The 15488-nt window shown below is 41.3% G+C and carries 13 protein-coding genes; 8 read left to right on the top strand and 5 right to left on the bottom strand.

Annotation, left to right across the window (positions count from 1 at the left end):
- Nucleotides 1–55 precede the first annotated feature (55 nt).
- Together CAN34_RS12415 and CAN34_RS12410 are read right to left on the bottom strand one after the other, a co-directional pair.
- Nucleotides 56–640 carry an Rrf2 family transcriptional regulator gene (locus CAN34_RS12415; protein WP_089555909.1) on the bottom strand — a complete coding sequence of 195 codons (585 nt, stop codon included), beginning with the start codon at nucleotides 638–640 and terminating at the stop codon, nucleotides 56–58.
- Between the two features lie 122 nt (nucleotides 641–762).
- A complete protein-coding gene (locus CAN34_RS12410) occupies nucleotides 763–2016 on the bottom strand; it encodes an NnrS family protein (protein ID WP_089555908.1) in 1254 nt (417 codons plus the stop codon).
- A gap of 278 nt (nucleotides 2017–2294) precedes the next feature.
- Between CAN34_RS12410 and CAN34_RS12405 the strand changes: the two genes are divergently transcribed.
- Nucleotides 2295–2525 carry a hypothetical protein gene (locus CAN34_RS12405; RefSeq protein WP_089555907.1) on the top strand — a complete coding sequence of 77 codons (231 nt, stop codon included), beginning with the start codon at nucleotides 2295–2297 and terminating at the stop codon, nucleotides 2523–2525.
- 629 nt (nucleotides 2526–3154) lie between these two features.
- Here the strand turns inward: CAN34_RS12405 and CAN34_RS12400 are convergent.
- Complete coding sequence (locus CAN34_RS12400; protein WP_089555906.1) at nucleotides 3155–4639, bottom strand: aldehyde dehydrogenase family protein; 1485 nt, start codon at nucleotides 4637–4639, stop codon at nucleotides 3155–3157.
- A gap of 366 nt (nucleotides 4640–5005) precedes the next feature.
- Here CAN34_RS12400 and CAN34_RS12395 point away from each other — a divergent pair, with 366 nt between their 5' ends.
- The 7 genes from CAN34_RS12395 to CAN34_RS12365 all read left to right on the top strand — a co-directional run bounded on the left by CAN34_RS12395 (nucleotide 5006) and on the right by CAN34_RS12365 (nucleotide 13077).
- Nucleotides 5006–5644, top strand: a complete 639-nt coding sequence (locus CAN34_RS12395) for a TetR/AcrR family transcriptional regulator (protein ID WP_089555905.1) — start codon at nucleotides 5006–5008, stop codon at nucleotides 5642–5644.
- Between the two features lie 246 nt (nucleotides 5645–5890).
- Complete coding sequence (locus CAN34_RS12390; RefSeq protein ID WP_089555904.1) at nucleotides 5891–7111, top strand: iron-containing alcohol dehydrogenase; 1221 nt, start codon at nucleotides 5891–5893, stop codon at nucleotides 7109–7111.
- Between the two features lie 112 nt (nucleotides 7112–7223).
- Nucleotides 7224–8273 (top strand): NADP-dependent oxidoreductase, encoded by a 1050-nt coding sequence (locus tag CAN34_RS12385; RefSeq protein WP_089555903.1) that lies wholly within the window; start codon nucleotides 7224–7226, stop codon nucleotides 8271–8273.
- A gap of 161 nt (nucleotides 8274–8434) precedes the next feature.
- Nucleotides 8435–9112 (top strand): type 1 glutamine amidotransferase domain-containing protein, encoded by a 678-nt coding sequence (locus tag CAN34_RS12380; protein WP_089555902.1) that lies wholly within the window; start codon nucleotides 8435–8437, stop codon nucleotides 9110–9112.
- Between the two features lie 46 nt (nucleotides 9113–9158).
- The gene (locus CAN34_RS12375; RefSeq protein ID WP_089555901.1) at nucleotides 9159–9788 is read left to right on the top strand and encodes a glutathione S-transferase family protein; all 630 of its coding nucleotides are present in this window, start codon (nucleotides 9159–9161) and stop codon (nucleotides 9786–9788) included.
- Nucleotides 9789–10084: 296 nt separating this feature from the next.
- A complete protein-coding gene (locus tag CAN34_RS12370; protein ID WP_089555900.1) occupies nucleotides 10085–11701 on the top strand; it encodes an MFS transporter in 1617 nt (538 codons plus the stop codon).
- Nucleotides 11702–11799: 98 nt separating this feature from the next.
- Nucleotides 11800–13077, top strand: a complete 1278-nt coding sequence (locus tag CAN34_RS12365; protein WP_089555899.1) for an HlyD family secretion protein — start codon at nucleotides 11800–11802, stop codon at nucleotides 13075–13077.
- A 169-nt stretch (nucleotides 13078–13246) separates the two neighbouring features.
- On the opposite strand, the gene pdxH is transcribed toward CAN34_RS12365, so the two are convergent.
- Both pdxH and glmM read right to left on the bottom strand, forming a co-directional pair.
- On the bottom strand, nucleotides 13247–13897 hold the full coding sequence (pdxH, locus tag CAN34_RS12360; protein WP_089555898.1) for a pyridoxamine 5'-phosphate oxidase: 651 nt from the start codon (nucleotides 13895–13897) through the stop codon (nucleotides 13247–13249).
- Between the two features lie 52 nt (nucleotides 13898–13949).
- Complete coding sequence (glmM, locus tag CAN34_RS12355) at nucleotides 13950–15317, bottom strand: phosphoglucosamine mutase (protein WP_089555897.1); 1368 nt, start codon at nucleotides 15315–15317, stop codon at nucleotides 13950–13952.
- Nucleotides 15318–15488: the final 171 nt, after the last annotated feature.

Genomic DNA, 15488 nt, shown 5'->3' with positions numbered 1-15488 from the left:
TAATATAGCGAGCCTTTCTTATTACTATTTACTATCCTACTTTAAACGCAATCTATTACTTTAAAACCTGAGCGACAGTATTCCTATAAAACAACAACTCAGCTAACTCCGACTCATTGCTAATAATATCCGCCAACGTATAACGCTCAAGTACGCTGATAAAAGCGGTCAATGCTTCAAAAAATACCTGTTTTAGCTGGCAGACAGGACTAATGACACAGCCTGATTTCACATTGTTTGCTGTCTCATCAATCAGCGTCAACGACAAATCTTTAGCGCTGGCTTCCTCATTACTACTGCTAGCGTTCACGGCGTTTTTACTATTGACAGGCTTTGGAGTAATCAATAAATCCGTAGAAAAGCACTCAACCAAGTTAAAGTCTGGTTCAATTTTTTTAATCAAGACACCCAAGTTAATATCCTTTGGGGCAAGTGCTAACCGAATCCCGCCATTTTTACCGCGGACACTATCGATGTAGCCAAGTTGTCCCAGCTGATGAATAATCTTGGTTAGATGACTTCTAGAGATATTGTAGCTGATCGAAATATCACTAATATTAGCCAATAAATGCGGCTCAGGCTTAATCGCTAAATAAATCAACGAACGTAGCGCATAATCACTATAGTTGGTCAGTCGCATGGTTAAGCGCTCCAATTTTTGAGGTGGATTTTAAATACCCTTATTTATCATCAAAGCAACCTTAGCTATTACTTAAATAATTAAGGTTGCTTGAGTTACTATTTCTATCTACCCAAATCTCATTAACCAAATAAACCATCTGGTCTCTGACGTGCCAGCATCGGCAAATAACTGATGCAGAATATAACAAAGCAGGCTATCCAAGCACCTTGCGCTATCATTATCCATAACAGATAATGACCCATGTCAAACAAGGGTAAGAACACACGACTTACAAAGACTAATACCATCAGACCAAACATGATATTAACGGTTTTAGGAGAGGTATGAATACTACGCCCAGTATGACCGAGCGATACGCGCGCCATCATAGCCACAGTCATCATACCTACACCGGCAATCGACAAGCCATGTACCGCAATACTGTGATTATAACCGAGCCACGGCTGGAGTGCGTACAATATAAAGCTCACACACATACCCAAAAACGCGACATATAACGACCATAATAGCGGTTTTTGCCATATACCGCGATGATACCAACCCATCAAGCGGACGATATTGACCACTGCGACGCCAAGGGCACTGACGGTCAACAGATACTTATTGGGATAAAATAAATCAGTAATAAAAAAAGCAAAGAAAAATAGTAAACTTGCAATATCTTGCACTTTACTATTGCGTACCGTCACCGTTTCTGCCACACCTTTAGCGTTAGGTATACTGAGACCACGCTCAATAAAGAAAGGCACGACGCGGCGACCAATAGTCAATACCAAGCCAATGATAAGATAAAAACCTAAATAAACGCCAACCTTCGTCATATTCATATTGGCGCTGATAATACCCCAATAGCACAAGCCGTTACCCAGTGTCAGTAGCGCCAGCTTCGCTAAAATACCCATTTGCTTATATTGTTTAACTTGTAATACGGCACGAAAAATCACGAAAGCCATTGATCCAACAAACAGTAAATCAAACACTGCCGCCGCATATAGTAACGACGCGCCACTACCAGCAACCGTGACGCCCAAACCAAAGGCTATCCAGCCCAAACGTGCCAGCAACCAACAGCCAAAAATAGCCAACAACTTATAACCATGCGGCATCATGACGCCTGTCCACGTCTTCACCGCCGTTAATAAAAATCCCGCCACCACTGCCAATGCATAGCCATAAATCATTTCATGCCCATGCCAATATAGCGGATTCAAAGTTTGTGCCTCTATACCCGTATGTCCTGTGAATACAAACGCCCACAATGCCATCGTTATAATGGCAAAAATTGCTGCTGCACTAAAAAATATCCTAAAGCTCAAATTGAGTATAGGATGGGGAGCGCTCGGTGGCTTGCTGGGTAAGTTGATAGATTGCATAGCAGACTTCTTATTATAAAGTTAGAAGATTTATCCTAAAGATTCATTTTAAATGAATGTTATTCGTAATACAACCTAAACTATTTGACTGCTATCATTCATTAAAGTACTTATTCATACTAAAGCCATCGTTTATCTAAAGCTCTAAACTGCTTAAGAGAATATTATGTGAACCTCTAAAGTATCATATACCTTGATATTTGCCATCATAATCATCACTATCAGCATTGACTATCGTTAAGCTGACTGCTTAAATGGTTTATACCTAGGAGAATGTCATGACTGTAGAACACGCTGCCACTCAAAAACATAAAATCATTGATAAATTTTTGATAAAACTTACCCAAGAAGAACCACAAATGTATTATGCCACGACATCTGAAGTCGCGCGTAGCATTCATACTATGATAAAAGAACATACCAACCGCCTATCTGTAGAAGAACAGACTCTCGTTAGGCATATGACCATTGAAGAGATACAGGGTCTGTTAGGCTTTCATCTCAAATAATTATGCTCTAAAACATCCAAAAAAGACCGCTATTATGGCGGTCTTTTAATTTATATATTTTTTGACATACCAGTGTTTATATCATCCTAACTTGGCTTATATTGAGAGTGATGATTTATCATTCCTAACACTGTCTGCAGTATATTGAAATCTCCATTATGTTCTAAAGAGTTTGACATATTTATATTATTGTTTATTATATTCTTTATACCGAATATAATAAACAATAGAGTGATAAGATGATGCCAGATTGGGGTAAAACAACATGGAGCTTAATGACCGTATGTGCAATATTAATAATAGTAGCAACGCTTTTGAGGGTAAGTAAGGTCATTTAATGACTACCTCAAGATACTAGATTAATATATCTAGGTATTAGTAGAGCTAGGCAAGCCGTTTATGAATAAAGACAGTATTATGAAAATTGCGTTGATTATTGCCACGTTATTGATTATTACCACTATTGTGCTAGTGGGCTTGTTGCATAGCGAGCTTGGCTAAGGAGCGTATAGAACCAAAAAGACCGCCATCTAGGCGGACTTTTTTATATTAAAAACTCAAGCCATAATATTTAAAACGAGTTATTTAAAATGAATTATTTAAAATGGCTGCTTTTAAAACGGCTGCTTTTAAAACGGATAGTCACGCGGCGTATGCTGAACCGAAATCCAATGCAAAGTGGTGAACTCTTCCAGTATCCACTCGCCATTAAAACGTCCGATCCCAGAGTTTTTCTCACCACCAAATGGCGCATTACTATCATCATTGGCTGAAATATCATTGATATGAGTCATGCCCGCTTTAATACCGCGAGCAAAGCGTAGGCCTTTTTCCATATCTTTGGTAAATACCGCACTCGATAAGCCATACATTGAATCATTAGCAATCGATAACGCATCGTCTTCATCTTTAGCACGGATAACACCAACCAAGGGTCCGAACACTTCATCACATGATAATTCCATCTCACGCGTCACTTCAGTAAAGATATGCGGCGGCACTACTTGACCTTTTATCTCACCGCTTAATATCATCTTCGCGCCTTCTTTCTGCGCTTTAGCGATTTTTTCTTTCAATGACTTCACTTGCTTATCATTAATAATAGGACCAACAGCAGTATCTTCTTTGCTAGGATCGCCGACATTTAAGGTCTTAACATGAGCAAGGAAACGTTCAACGAAATCATCATAAATCTCATCTTCAACAATAATACGGTTGATAGCGATACAAATCTGACCTTGATGCAGGAATTTACCAAAGGCCGCCGCTTTTACTGCTTGTTCAATATCGGCATCTTTTAACACTACAAACGGGCTGTTACCACCGAGCTCTAGTGCCACTTGTTTGATGTAATCACCGCCATTCGCCAACTCGCCGATATGTTTACCTACTGAAGTTGAGCCCGTAAACGATACCAAACTTGGTATATCGTGGGTGACAATGGCGTCCCCTATCTCACTACCGGCACCAACCACTACATTCAGCAAACCTTTTGGCAGACCCGCTTCTTCAAAGATTTTTGCCAATAGTAAACCACCGGTTATTGGCGTATCACTAGCAGGCTTAAGCACAACGGCATTACCCAATGCTAAAGCAGGAGCAATAGAACGTTGCGTTAAATGGAGTGGAAAGTTCCATGGACTGATAACCGCAATCACACCCATCGGTTCACGATAAATAAAGTTTTCTTTACCGGGCGTATTAGAAGGACGAATCTCACCGTGTACACGATTCGGAAAACTGGCGGCTTCAAGGGTAATCGCTCGCGCACTACCGAATTCTACCATTGCTTTAATACGGGTACTACCCGACTCTTTCACTAACCAGTCAACAATTTCATCTTGACGCTGATCAAAAATAGCGACGACTTTATAAAGTACACTAGCACGCTCGGCTGGCGTTTGCTGCGCCCACTCAGCTTGTGCTTTAGTTGCTGCTTGATAGGCTTCATCAAGCTGCTCTTTCGTTGCTTGCTGAATCTCTACCAACGTATCACCGTTATAAGGATTGGTATCGGTATTGACACTATCGTCTCTACCTTTTTGCCACTTGCCAGCGATATATTGCAAATCGAAATCACTATAAGGGTTTGAATGAGTATTATTGGTAGTCATAATTATTCCTATTTTTTTATTTTAAAAATGTTATTTGAACTTTCGTTATGTAGAGTTACTGATTCATTCAGAAGCATTTATTTAGTGGCATTGCGTTATTCAGGATCATTGCCTTAACCGCTAGATAAAAGCTCATTAAATAAACAGCTATTAGATAAGAAGTTGTTGATTAAAAATACATGTTAACAACTCATGGATAAAAAACGTAACTTGCTAGACGACTGGTCTAATGCTACCATAGACCTCATAAGAATAAGAACGCTTTATCAGTAAGGTTTGTTGAAAAAACGTAACTTTTTCATTAATTATTTATTGGTATTAAAAATATGACGAACTAGAACACTCTCTAAGGAGAACATAAGCTTTATGTCTATACCCGATACCTCAGTACCTATTTCATCAGATAACGCCCCATCAAGCATTGCCTTATCAAATACCAAAGCCCATCTGTTAGCCACTGGTTATAAGCTGATTGCACAAAAGGGTTTTACCGCCGTTGGTATTAAGCAAATACTAGATACGGCAGGTGTTCCTAAAGGCTCCTTTTATCATTACTTTGCCTCAAAAGAAGCCTTTGGCGAAGCAATTATTGAACACTACTTTACTCAATATAAAAACCGCCTAGATATTATTGGTGCGCAAGATGTCAGCTCGCAGCAGAAACTTTATGACTATTTCCAGAACTGGTACGACACTCAGCAAAATGGCTGCGATTATGAGAAGTGTTTGGTGGTTAAATTAAGCGCTGAAGTCGCTGATATATCAGAGCCTATGCGTAAAGTATTATATTTAGGCTATCAGCAAACCATTGCTTGGCTTGCGTCCCAAATCAAAGCAGGTTGGGCAGATAATTCTGTACCTCATCTTGATAACATCGCTGCTGAGAGCATGGCAAAGCGTTGGTATTTTGCATGGCTTGGTGCCAGTTTAATCGCAAAGATTAGCCAAACCGATACACCACTAGCAGAAGTATGGCAAATGACAACCACCGAAATGGGCCGCTAATAGCTTTCTATTCTCTTAATTATTTTACTCATTTCATTAGCTGTAGTTAAACTAAATAATAATTTATATCGATCTACTTAATATTAAATTCTATTTTCACTTGTACGATACTTTTGTAAACATTAATAAATAACTGCTAGACGACCGGTCTAATCAATGTACAATGCGGACAGATGTAAAGAACATACATAACTTATATTCAATTTTAAAACACTCATTAAATGCTTATTAAGCTTTAGGAATACTATGAATAACTTTCAATATTACAATCCAGTACGTATCGTCTTTGGTGAAGACCAAATCAAACAGCTATCAGATTTAGTACCTACCGATGCGCGTGTATTAATCACTTATGGTGGCGGCTCAGCACAGCGTACTGGTACGTTAGATGAAGTGAAAGCAGCCTTGTCAGCCAATGGCAACCGTGAGGTATTTGAGTTCGGTGGCATTGAAGCCAACCCAGAATTCACCACTTTGTTAAAAGCGGCTGATATGGTCAATGAGCATAATATTGATTTCTTATTAGCTGTTGGTGGCGGTTCAGTTATCGACGGCAGTAAATTCGTTGCACTCGTATCGTCACTCACTGAAGAAGACGGTACAGTATCACGTGAAAAAGCTTGGGAAGCATTAACCAGTGGCTGTAGAAAAATTGATTCAGCGGTTGATTTGGGTGCGGTATTAACCATACCAGCGACTGGCTCTGAAATGAATTCAGGCGGTGTGATTAACTATAGCGAGCGCCAAGCAAAACTACCCTTTGGTAATGCGCTTACTTTCCCTAAATTCTCAATCTTAGATCCTACTAAAACATTCACATTACCTGAACGCCAAGTCATGAACGGTGTCGCCGATGCATTTGTCCATGTGATGGAACAGTACCTCACCTATCCGGTCAATGCAAAAGTCCAAGACGGTTTTGCTGAAAGCTTACTTAAGATTTTGATTGAAGAAGGTGCAGCGGTTAAAGCTGACCCAGAGAATTTAGAGACGCGTAAAAATCTAATGTGGACAGCGACCATGGCCTTGAATGGTCTGATTGGCACGGGCGTTCCGCAAGATTGGACGACACATATGATTGGCCATGAACTGACCTCGTTGCATGCCATTGATCATGCCCGTACGCTAACGATTGTCTTGCCATCGGTTATGCGTGAGCTAAAAGAAAGCAAAAAAGATAAATTGCTCCAGTATGCACGTAATGTATGGAACATTACAGCCGACAATAATGGTACTGAGCTAAATGATGATGCCATCATTGAAGCTGCTATCGTTCATACTGAAAACTTCTTCCGTGAGCTTGGACTGCCTGTTAGCTTAGAAGATGCAGACTTAGACGCCTCTGCTATCGACCCAATCATCAAGCAGTTAGAAGCTCATAAAATGGTGAAGTTGGGCGAGCATGGTAAAAATGATTTGGCCGTATCACGTCGTATTCTAGATCGCGCAGTTAGTAGTAACGCTTAGTCTTTTTACAAATTAGCAAGAAATAGCAGCTATTCAGTATTGAGTGGCTGTTATGTTAAAAACAGACTAAGCAAGAAAATGAACAGTCATAAATAAAGTAAGGAATATAATTATGAGTTTTGACAATAATCAGAACCAACAACAAAACCGTCAAATAAAACTTGCCAGCCGTCCACATGGCGCACCAACTGCCGATAATTTTGAATTGGCTATCGGTGATATTCCAACGCCAACTGACAAGCAAATGCTACTACGCACCGTCTATATGTCACTAGACCCTTATATGCGTGGACGCATGAGTGATGCCGCAAGCTATGCTGACCCGCTACAAGTTGGTGATGTGATGCTAGGTGGCACGGTTGCCCAAGTAGTCGAATCAAATATCGATAAGTTTGCGGTCGGTGATTTGGTTGTGTCAAATTCAGGCTGGCAGGACTATAGCGTCAGTGATGGCGAAGGCGTACTAAAGCTTGACAAAGATATGACCAATCCTTCTTATGGTTTAGGTGTGCTTGGTATGCCAGGCTTCACAGGCTATATGGGTTTGACCGATATCGGCAAACCACAAAAAGGTGAAACTTTAGTCGTTGCAGCGGCGACTGGTCCTGTCGGTGCAACCGTCGGACAAACTGGTAATGAGCTTGGTTTGCATACTGTTGGTATAGCAGGCGGTAAAGAAAAATGCGACTTCGCGGTTAATGAGCTTGGCTTTGATGTTTGTATCGACCATAAAGCCGATGATTTTGCCGATCAACTAAAAGCTGCCTGTCCAGATGGTATCGATATCTACTATGAAAACGTTGGTGGTAAAGTCTTTGATGCGGTTATGCCACTATTGAATGCTCATGCACGTATTCCAGTATGCGGATTGGTTTCGCAATATAACGCGACTGAACTGCCTGATGGTAAAGACCGCTTGGGCGTCCTGATGGGCAATATTCTAAGTAAACGCCTAACGGTCAAAGGCTTTATTATCTTTGAAGAATATGGCGACCACTTCCCTGAGTTCTTAAAAATTATGGGCGACTGGATTGACTCAGGTAAAGTAAAAACCAAAGAACATATCGTCGATGGCTTAGCGCAAGCACCGCAAGCATTCTTTGACATGTTAGATGGTAAAAACTTCGGTAAAACAGTCGTCAAAGTTGCCGATGTTAAATAACTTTGAGATAACCACTTAACAACATAAGTCGTTAAGACAACCACTGAAAATAACATTTAAAACATCAATACTATGTGCAGTCAGTTGTTTAGTAAAAATGATTTTATTTATGCTGGCTGCTAGTTATTAATGATAAATCTAAATAATAAATAAGGATAATTATGAATATTTTAATGGTACTAACGTCACATGATAAGTTGGGCGATACTGGTAAAAAAACAGGCTTTTGGCTAGAAGAGTTTGCTGCGCCTTACTATGCTTTTCTAGATGCTGGCGTCAATGTGACCCTTGCTTCACCTGCTGGCGGCCAACCACCACTAGATCCAAGTAGCGACACAGCAGATGCGCAAACAAAAGATACCAAGCGTTTTAAAGACGATGCTGATGCTCAAAAGGATCTTGCTAACACTAAAAAACTGGCTGATATAAAAGCCGAAGATTTCGACTCCGTATTCTATCCTGGTGGTCATGGTCCATTATGGGATTTAGCTGTCGATAAAAATTCTATCGAGTTGATTGAGACTTTCATTAAGCAAGACAAACCGGTTGCTTTCGTTTGTCATTCACCAGCCGCACTGAAAAATGTCAAAATTGATGGCGAATACTTGGTTAAAGGTAAAACTGTAACAGGTTTCAGTAACACTGAAGAAGAAGGCGTTCAGCTCACTGATGTGGTGCCTTTCTTATTAGAAGATGTCCTTAAAGCCAATGGCGGTAACTATAAAAAAGGAGCGGATTGGGAATCATATGTGGTTGAAGACGGTTTGTTAATCACTGGTCAGAACCCAGCGTCATCAGAAGAAGCCGCTAAACGTTTGCTTGCAAAGCTTCAAGCTTAACCCATAAAAACACGGCAAATTAAAATATAGCAAAAAGGCTGACATCATGATTAGACTGCATCACCTTAATCAATCACGCTCATTACGTACCTTATGGCTTTTAGAGGAATTGGGGCAACCCTACGAAATCATTAGCCATCAGCGTGATGCCAAAACGCATTTAGCGCCAGACAGTCTAAAAGCCGTCCATCCATTGGGTAAGTCTCCGGTTATTGAGATGGATGGCGAGCTTTACGCAGAATCAGGGGCCATTACTGAGCTATTGATTGAACGTTTTGCACCAGATAGTTTGCGCCCTGCTGTCGACAGCGCAGATTATGGTCATTACTTACAATGGATTAACTTTGCGGAAAGCTCGCTGATGTTGCCACTGCTACTTGAGTTATTTACCAATAAAGCAGGCGTTGGCGATAATGATTTTTTGAAAGGTTATATCGCTCAAGAAAAGCATAAGTTGCTAAGTTATTTAAACGATAAAGTGGCAGGTAAATCATTTATCGTTGGCAATAAATTAAGCGGTGCTGACTTTATGTTATCGTTTGACTTAATTATGCTGGCTAAACGTGGGGCGCTGGAAGATTATGCCAATATTAAGCAATACGCTCTACAGTTGGCAAGCCTTGATAGCTACCAGCGTACGATGCGTTTAGAAGCGAATCACGATAAATCAATATAGTCGTCAGCCAAATATTTTGCTCATTATTTAAAGTCAAAAAAACAGCTCTTAAAGGGCTGTTTTTTATGTCGGGCTTATTAGTAGCTAATGGTTATAGATTTGGTGTCGGTTACAAACGCTGAATAAAAATTATGATAAAATAACTCAGGCAGTCTTTAGGCTGTTTTTTATTTTGTATGGGAGTGAAATAAAATATCCCCGTACTCAATTACTGCTAGCCCAACTGGCACGATGTATTTCTAGTCCAAGAGTCATGCTATGTCACTTCACTTTCCTATACAGTTAATTGCCTGCCAATGAGTACCGACTATCAGTTTAAGCCGCATGAACAGCCATTTATGCTCGGCTCGCCCGCCACTCCCGACCATCCTACACGCCGCAAGGTATTTTATCTGCTCATCGGTATTTTTATCGGTTTAACGGCCAGCTTCCAAAATGGTCTATTGGTGGCTAACCTCACTCAAATCCAAGGTGAAATGGGCTTAACGCCAGTAGAAGGCGGCTGGATATCAGTCGCCTACAATATGACTAATGCCTGCGTCACTGTGCTGTTATATAAAATTCGCCAACAGTTTGGTATGTCGCTATTTAGCAAAATCACCTTATTCTTTTTGTTAGCAGCCACTAGTATGCAGTGGCTTGTTAGTAGCAATCTTCTGAGTACAACGACTGGTGTCAGAATTGAACCTTACTATTTAGAACTTGTCGCTCGAGGTTTTAGTGGCGTGGTCGCCAGCGCCATGACGGTACTGTCTATTTTTTATTGTCTACAAGGCATGCCTACGGCTAAGCGTATCAGCGGCTTAATTTTAGGCTTTGGCCTAGTACAATTTGGCATTCCGTTGTCGCGTATCATCTCGCCCTACTTGGCAGTTGATGGTCAGCTTGAGAGTTTATTTTTATTTCAAGTTGGTTTGGCACTAATTTGCTTTGGCCTCATTAATATATTAGAGCTGCCGCCCGGTAATACCGAAAAGGTATTTGAGAAGCTAGATATCGTCAGCTTTGCATTTTTTGCCAGTGGTCTTGCTGCATTGGCAGTGTTCTTAGTACAAGGGCGTATCTTATGGTGGACAACCCCTTGGCTTAGCTATCCGCTAATTATTGCGGTCGTCACCATTACTATCGCCTTATGGATTGAAACCCACCGTAAAAATCCCATGTTACAAGTACGCTGGATGCGTAGCCGTACTATTATTGCCTTTATGATTACCGGTGCCCTGATGCGTATTTTGCTGTCTGAGCAAAGCGTCGGTGCAGCAGGTTTACTAGCAAATCTTGGCTATGGTAATGATCAGCTGATTGTTTTTTATGCAGTGATATTGGTAGCCAGCGTATTGGCATTGGTGATTAGTATCTTTAGCACCAATGCGATGGATCTGCGTCGACCAGTGATTTTTGCTGTTGCCCTCATTGCAATTGGCGCGTGGATAGACACAGGTGTGTCGCTAAATTCTGCCCCTTCGATGTTTTATCTCAGTCAGTTTATGATCGCTTTTGCCGCCGTTTACTTTATGGGTCCAATGGTATTTGAAGGCATGTTTCGTGCTATTGCCAATGGTCCTGCTTATATTATAAGTTTTTCGGTCGTTTTTGGTATTTCACAAACTGTTGGCGGTTTAGCAGGTGCAGCGGCCATTCAAGCCTTTACCACCATTCGTACGCAAATGCATTATGCGGATATGGTCAGCTCAATGAATGGTGATAATCCTGCCATGATGACGCAGATTCTCCAAGGTATCCAGCGCCAGGCAACCGTCGCCGCTTACGATGATTTATTCTTTTTAATGGCAGTGAGCGCTAGCATTACAACAGTTTATCTATTGATTGTTTATTTCTATTATCGCTATCATAAACGCAATCCACTGGCTAAAGAGCTTGCCGCTTTAGCGAAGATGAGAGAACAAAAATAGCTAATGGTGCAATTTTTATTATTCACTCTCTATCCCAATCCTATGATTATTATTTTAAAATTATCTACTATGTCTATTAAACCCATTAGGAGCGCTTCATGAATGAAGACAAACCCAATAATCTAAATGATGCGAGCGCACCTAACAAAACAACTATAACGCCAGCGGACTTAGCATCTGAAACAGCTAAGCTTGAGACAGCTGCACCCGAAACGGCTCCTCATTTAAACAAATCTGATGAGCCTAATGAAGGTGCAAATACGGATAACGTTAAAACTGATGAGGTAGTAGTTGACACGCCAATGCCACCAGTAGAGCCTATCCCCGACTCAACTGGCTGGTCACCTAAGAAAAAATCGTTTTTTAATTTAGGTTTACTGATTGCATTGATTGTTATTGGTGTCGCATTAATTCTTTATGCGTGGAAATTACCGCCCTTTACACCAACTGTGCAGCAAACGAATAATGCCTTTGTCAAAGGTCAAACGACTATTATCAGTCCGCAGGTTTCAGGCTACGTGACTGAGGTTGCCGTACAAGATTTTGCCAGCGTAAAAGCAGGTGATTTATTAGTAAAAATAGATGATCGCACCTTTCAGCAGCAGCTTGAACAAGCGCAGGCTAATATTGAAGTTGCCGAGACCAATCGCTCTAGTAATACCCAAGATACTGGAACAAACCAAGCACAAATTGAGGCGCGCGAAGCAGATCTAAATAGCGCAAAAGTCAGTGTTTATAGTGCTCGTGAGGATGTCAAACGCTATCAAGGACTGGTCGCTATTGGTGCGGTCTCAAGAGCTGAAGTTGCCCATGCCGAAGCACAACTTGCCAAGGCGCAGGCAGGCGTACAGCAAGCGGAAGCGAATTTACAAGTTGCTCGTCAAGCGCGTGAGAAAACCAGTGGTAGCCGCTCGTCACTCGATGCCAACATTAAAAATGCTGAAGCAGGTGCTAAGCAAGCGCAAATTAATTTGGAGAATACAGTCATTACTGCTCCTGAATCAGGACAGTTGAGTCAAGTGAGCGTTAAAACTGGTCAATACGTCAGCGCCGGTACGCAGCTGATGTATATCGTACCAAAAGGCATATGGATTATTGCGAATTTTAAAGAGACACAAGTGGCAAATATGACTGTTGGTGAAGTAGCCACTATTCGTGTTGATGCGCTTGGTGGTACTAAATTTACTGGTCACGTGAGTAACATCTCGCCAGCAACCGGTAGTGAATTTAGTGCAGGTGCCGCCAATCCTGCCACGGGTAACTATATTAAAATAGCTCAGCGCATTCCCGTACGTATCGACTTAGATCAAAATCAGCCTGAGCTTGCCCAACTGCGTCCCGGTATGTCAGTATCGGTAGATGTAGATACGAAGTAATAATAATGAATTCATAGTCTCAGCTAAGCACTGATTGAAGTCTTTTTTTATTAAAAAGAGCCCCATAAAAAGCCACTCTAGGCGTCATATTTAGCATGACATCTAAAGTGGCTTTTTTATGCAACTTAATTATTTTCTACTGATATCTAAGCTTAAGTATCTTAAAGATTTAAGGTAGGAAGCGTTTTGTACTCCAGCTTTCGCTATTTTCGCGGTTGTAGACAATGCGGTCATGCATACGGTTGGCACGACCCTGCCAAAACTCGATTTTCTCAACCGTAATCTCATAGCCGCCCCAAAACTCTGGTGTTGGTACTGCTGTGCCTTCCGGATAATCTGTTTGTAATTGCTCAAACGTCTGCTCCATTACTTCTCGACTGGCAACTTCACCACTTTGCGGTTGACTGACCCACGCACCCACTTGGCTATCATGCGGACGTTTTTGAAAGTAAGTAGCAGACTTGTCGGCGTCAATTTTAGCGATACTGCCGCTGATACGAATTTGACGCTCAAGCTTATGCCAAAAGAACAGTGTTTCGGCATTTGGGTTTTCGGCGATATCTTGACCTTTAGCGCTTTCGTAATTGGTATAAAAAACGATACCTTTATCCGTAATTTCACGCATCAATACAATGCGTACACTGGGTTTATTATCAGCCCCGCAAGTCGCTAAGCTCATCGCGTACGGCTCTTGTACTTGTTCCTCTATTGCCTCACTCATCCAAGCTTTTAACAGCTCAAACGGTGATGCAGGCACTGACTGCTGGTCAAGCGCACCTTTTTCATACGATAAGCGCTGATCGGTAAAGTCCATACTCATGATAATTCCTTTTTTTAATAGCTTATTTTAATATCATTATATGTAAATACTGTTAGCCCAATACGGCCTTGATTTTGTCTGCCAAATCATTCGCCATGACATCGCATTCTATCTCATCGTCTGATTCAACCATCACTCGAATCATCGGCTCTGTACCGGATTGGCGAATAAGTAAACGACCACGCCCCTCTAAAGCAGCACGGGCTTTATCAAAAGCGGCAACCAGTTCTTCATGTTCAAAGGGATCTTGCATTTGAGACAGGCGCACATTGACCAGTTTTTGCGGTAATACCTCAAAGCCTTCGGTCAAATCACTCAGCGCTTTGCCGCGTGCTTGCATCACCGCGAGCACCTGTAAGCCTGCGATAATAGCATCGCCCGTTCGGCTTTTATCCAAACATAAAATATGACCTGATGGCTCACCACCTAGTATCCAACCGTTTGCTTCAAGGTCTTGCATCACATAGCGATCGCCCACTTTTGCACGGGTAAATTCGATATCAGCATCCTTTAATGCCAACTCTAAACCCATATTACTCATTAGTGTGCCAACGACGCCTTTAGCCTTGTTTTGACCTTGGGTCGCAAGCAAATACAGAATGCCATCACCATCAACCAGATTACCGGCTTCATCGACCATCACGATACGGTCGCCATCGCCATCTAAAGCAATACCCACATCAGCTTCATACTTGAGTACCGCTTTTTGTAGACTTTCAGGATGAGTTGAGCCGCAGTTAGCATTAATATTGATGCCATCAGGCTTGTTGTTGATGGCAATCACATTAGCACCAAGCTCACGCATGACTCGGGGTGCAACACTATAGCCTGCACCATTCGCACAATCGACGACCACGGTTAAATGATCTAAATCATATTGATAAGGAAAGCTACCTTTGCAAAACTCAATATAACGCCCTTTTGCATCGTTAATGCGATTATTCTTACCCAATTGTGCCGGATCAAGAATCGGCATCAGGACATCATTGTTATCAGAGGCAGCCATAATGGCCGTTAATTTATCATTAATGGCATTTTGCATCGCATCGGTTAATTTTTTGCCGTCGCCTGAGAAGAATTTAATGCCATTATCATAGTACGGATTGTGTGAGGCAGAAATAACAACGCCAGCATCCGCATTAAAGCTACGGGTTAAATGAGCGATAGCAGGTGTTGGTAATGGCCCCAGCATATGCACATCGACACCTGCCGCATTAAAGCCCGCTTGTAGTGCACCTTCAATCACATAGCCTGATAGACGAGTGTCTTTACCAATCACGACACTTGGCTTACGAGCAGAATTATGATTGTTTTCTATCAGCACGAGTCCCATTACATAGCCCAATTTCAATATAAAATCAGGGGTAATTGGCAGCTCACCAAATTTACCGCGAATACCATCAGTGCCAAAGTAGCTCATTATTATTGTTCCTCAAGTCTAAAAGTAAAAAAGTAAAAAAGTAAAAAAGTAAAAAACCAGATATACACGCAGGCGAAGTAATTGCAATCAGTAACTATAATCAGTAATTGTAATAAGTAAATATAAATAATTATTAGAATAATCTATTGTTGTATTTTACAAAAAAAACAG

It is taken from the genome of Psychrobacter sp. DAB_AL32B (assembly GCF_002224105.1).
GTDB lineage: Bacteria > Pseudomonadota > Gammaproteobacteria > Pseudomonadales > Moraxellaceae > Psychrobacter.
Note: the sequence above shows the minus strand (reverse complement) of the source record. Positions and strands in the feature narration are given on the sequence as shown.

What these genes read in the sequence shown, in the direction of transcription:
- CAN34_RS12415 (WP_089555909.1), bottom strand. Translation starts at nt 640, where the DNA reads ATGCGACTGACCAACTATAGTGATTATGCGCTACGTTCGTTGATTTAT.
- CAN34_RS12410 (WP_089555908.1), bottom strand. Translation starts at nt 2,016, where the DNA reads ATGCAATCTATCAACTTACCCAGCAAGCCACCGAGCGCTCCCCATCCT.
- CAN34_RS12405 (WP_089555907.1), top strand. Translation starts at nt 2,295, where the DNA reads ATGACTGTAGAACACGCTGCCACTCAAAAACATAAAATCATTGATAAA.
- CAN34_RS12400 (WP_089555906.1), bottom strand. Translation starts at nt 4,639, where the DNA reads ATGACTACCAATAATACTCATTCAAACCCTTATAGTGATTTCGATTTG.
- CAN34_RS12395 (WP_089555905.1), top strand. Translation starts at nt 5,006, where the DNA reads ATGTCTATACCCGATACCTCAGTACCTATTTCATCAGATAACGCCCCA.
- CAN34_RS12390 (WP_089555904.1), top strand. Translation starts at nt 5,891, where the DNA reads ATGAATAACTTTCAATATTACAATCCAGTACGTATCGTCTTTGGTGAA.
- CAN34_RS12385 (WP_089555903.1), top strand. Translation starts at nt 7,224, where the DNA reads ATGAGTTTTGACAATAATCAGAACCAACAACAAAACCGTCAAATAAAA.
- CAN34_RS12380 (WP_089555902.1), top strand. Translation starts at nt 8,435, where the DNA reads ATGAATATTTTAATGGTACTAACGTCACATGATAAGTTGGGCGATACT.
- CAN34_RS12375 (WP_089555901.1), top strand. Translation starts at nt 9,159, where the DNA reads ATGATTAGACTGCATCACCTTAATCAATCACGCTCATTACGTACCTTA.
- CAN34_RS12370 (WP_089555900.1), top strand. Translation starts at nt 10,085, where the DNA reads ATGAGTACCGACTATCAGTTTAAGCCGCATGAACAGCCATTTATGCTC.
- CAN34_RS12365 (WP_089555899.1), top strand. Translation starts at nt 11,800, where the DNA reads ATGAATGAAGACAAACCCAATAATCTAAATGATGCGAGCGCACCTAAC.
- pdxH (WP_089555898.1), bottom strand. Translation starts at nt 13,897, where the DNA reads ATGAGTATGGACTTTACCGATCAGCGCTTATCGTATGAAAAAGGTGCG.
- glmM (WP_089555897.1), bottom strand. Translation starts at nt 15,317, where the DNA reads ATGAGCTACTTTGGCACTGATGGTATTCGCGGTAAATTTGGTGAGCTG.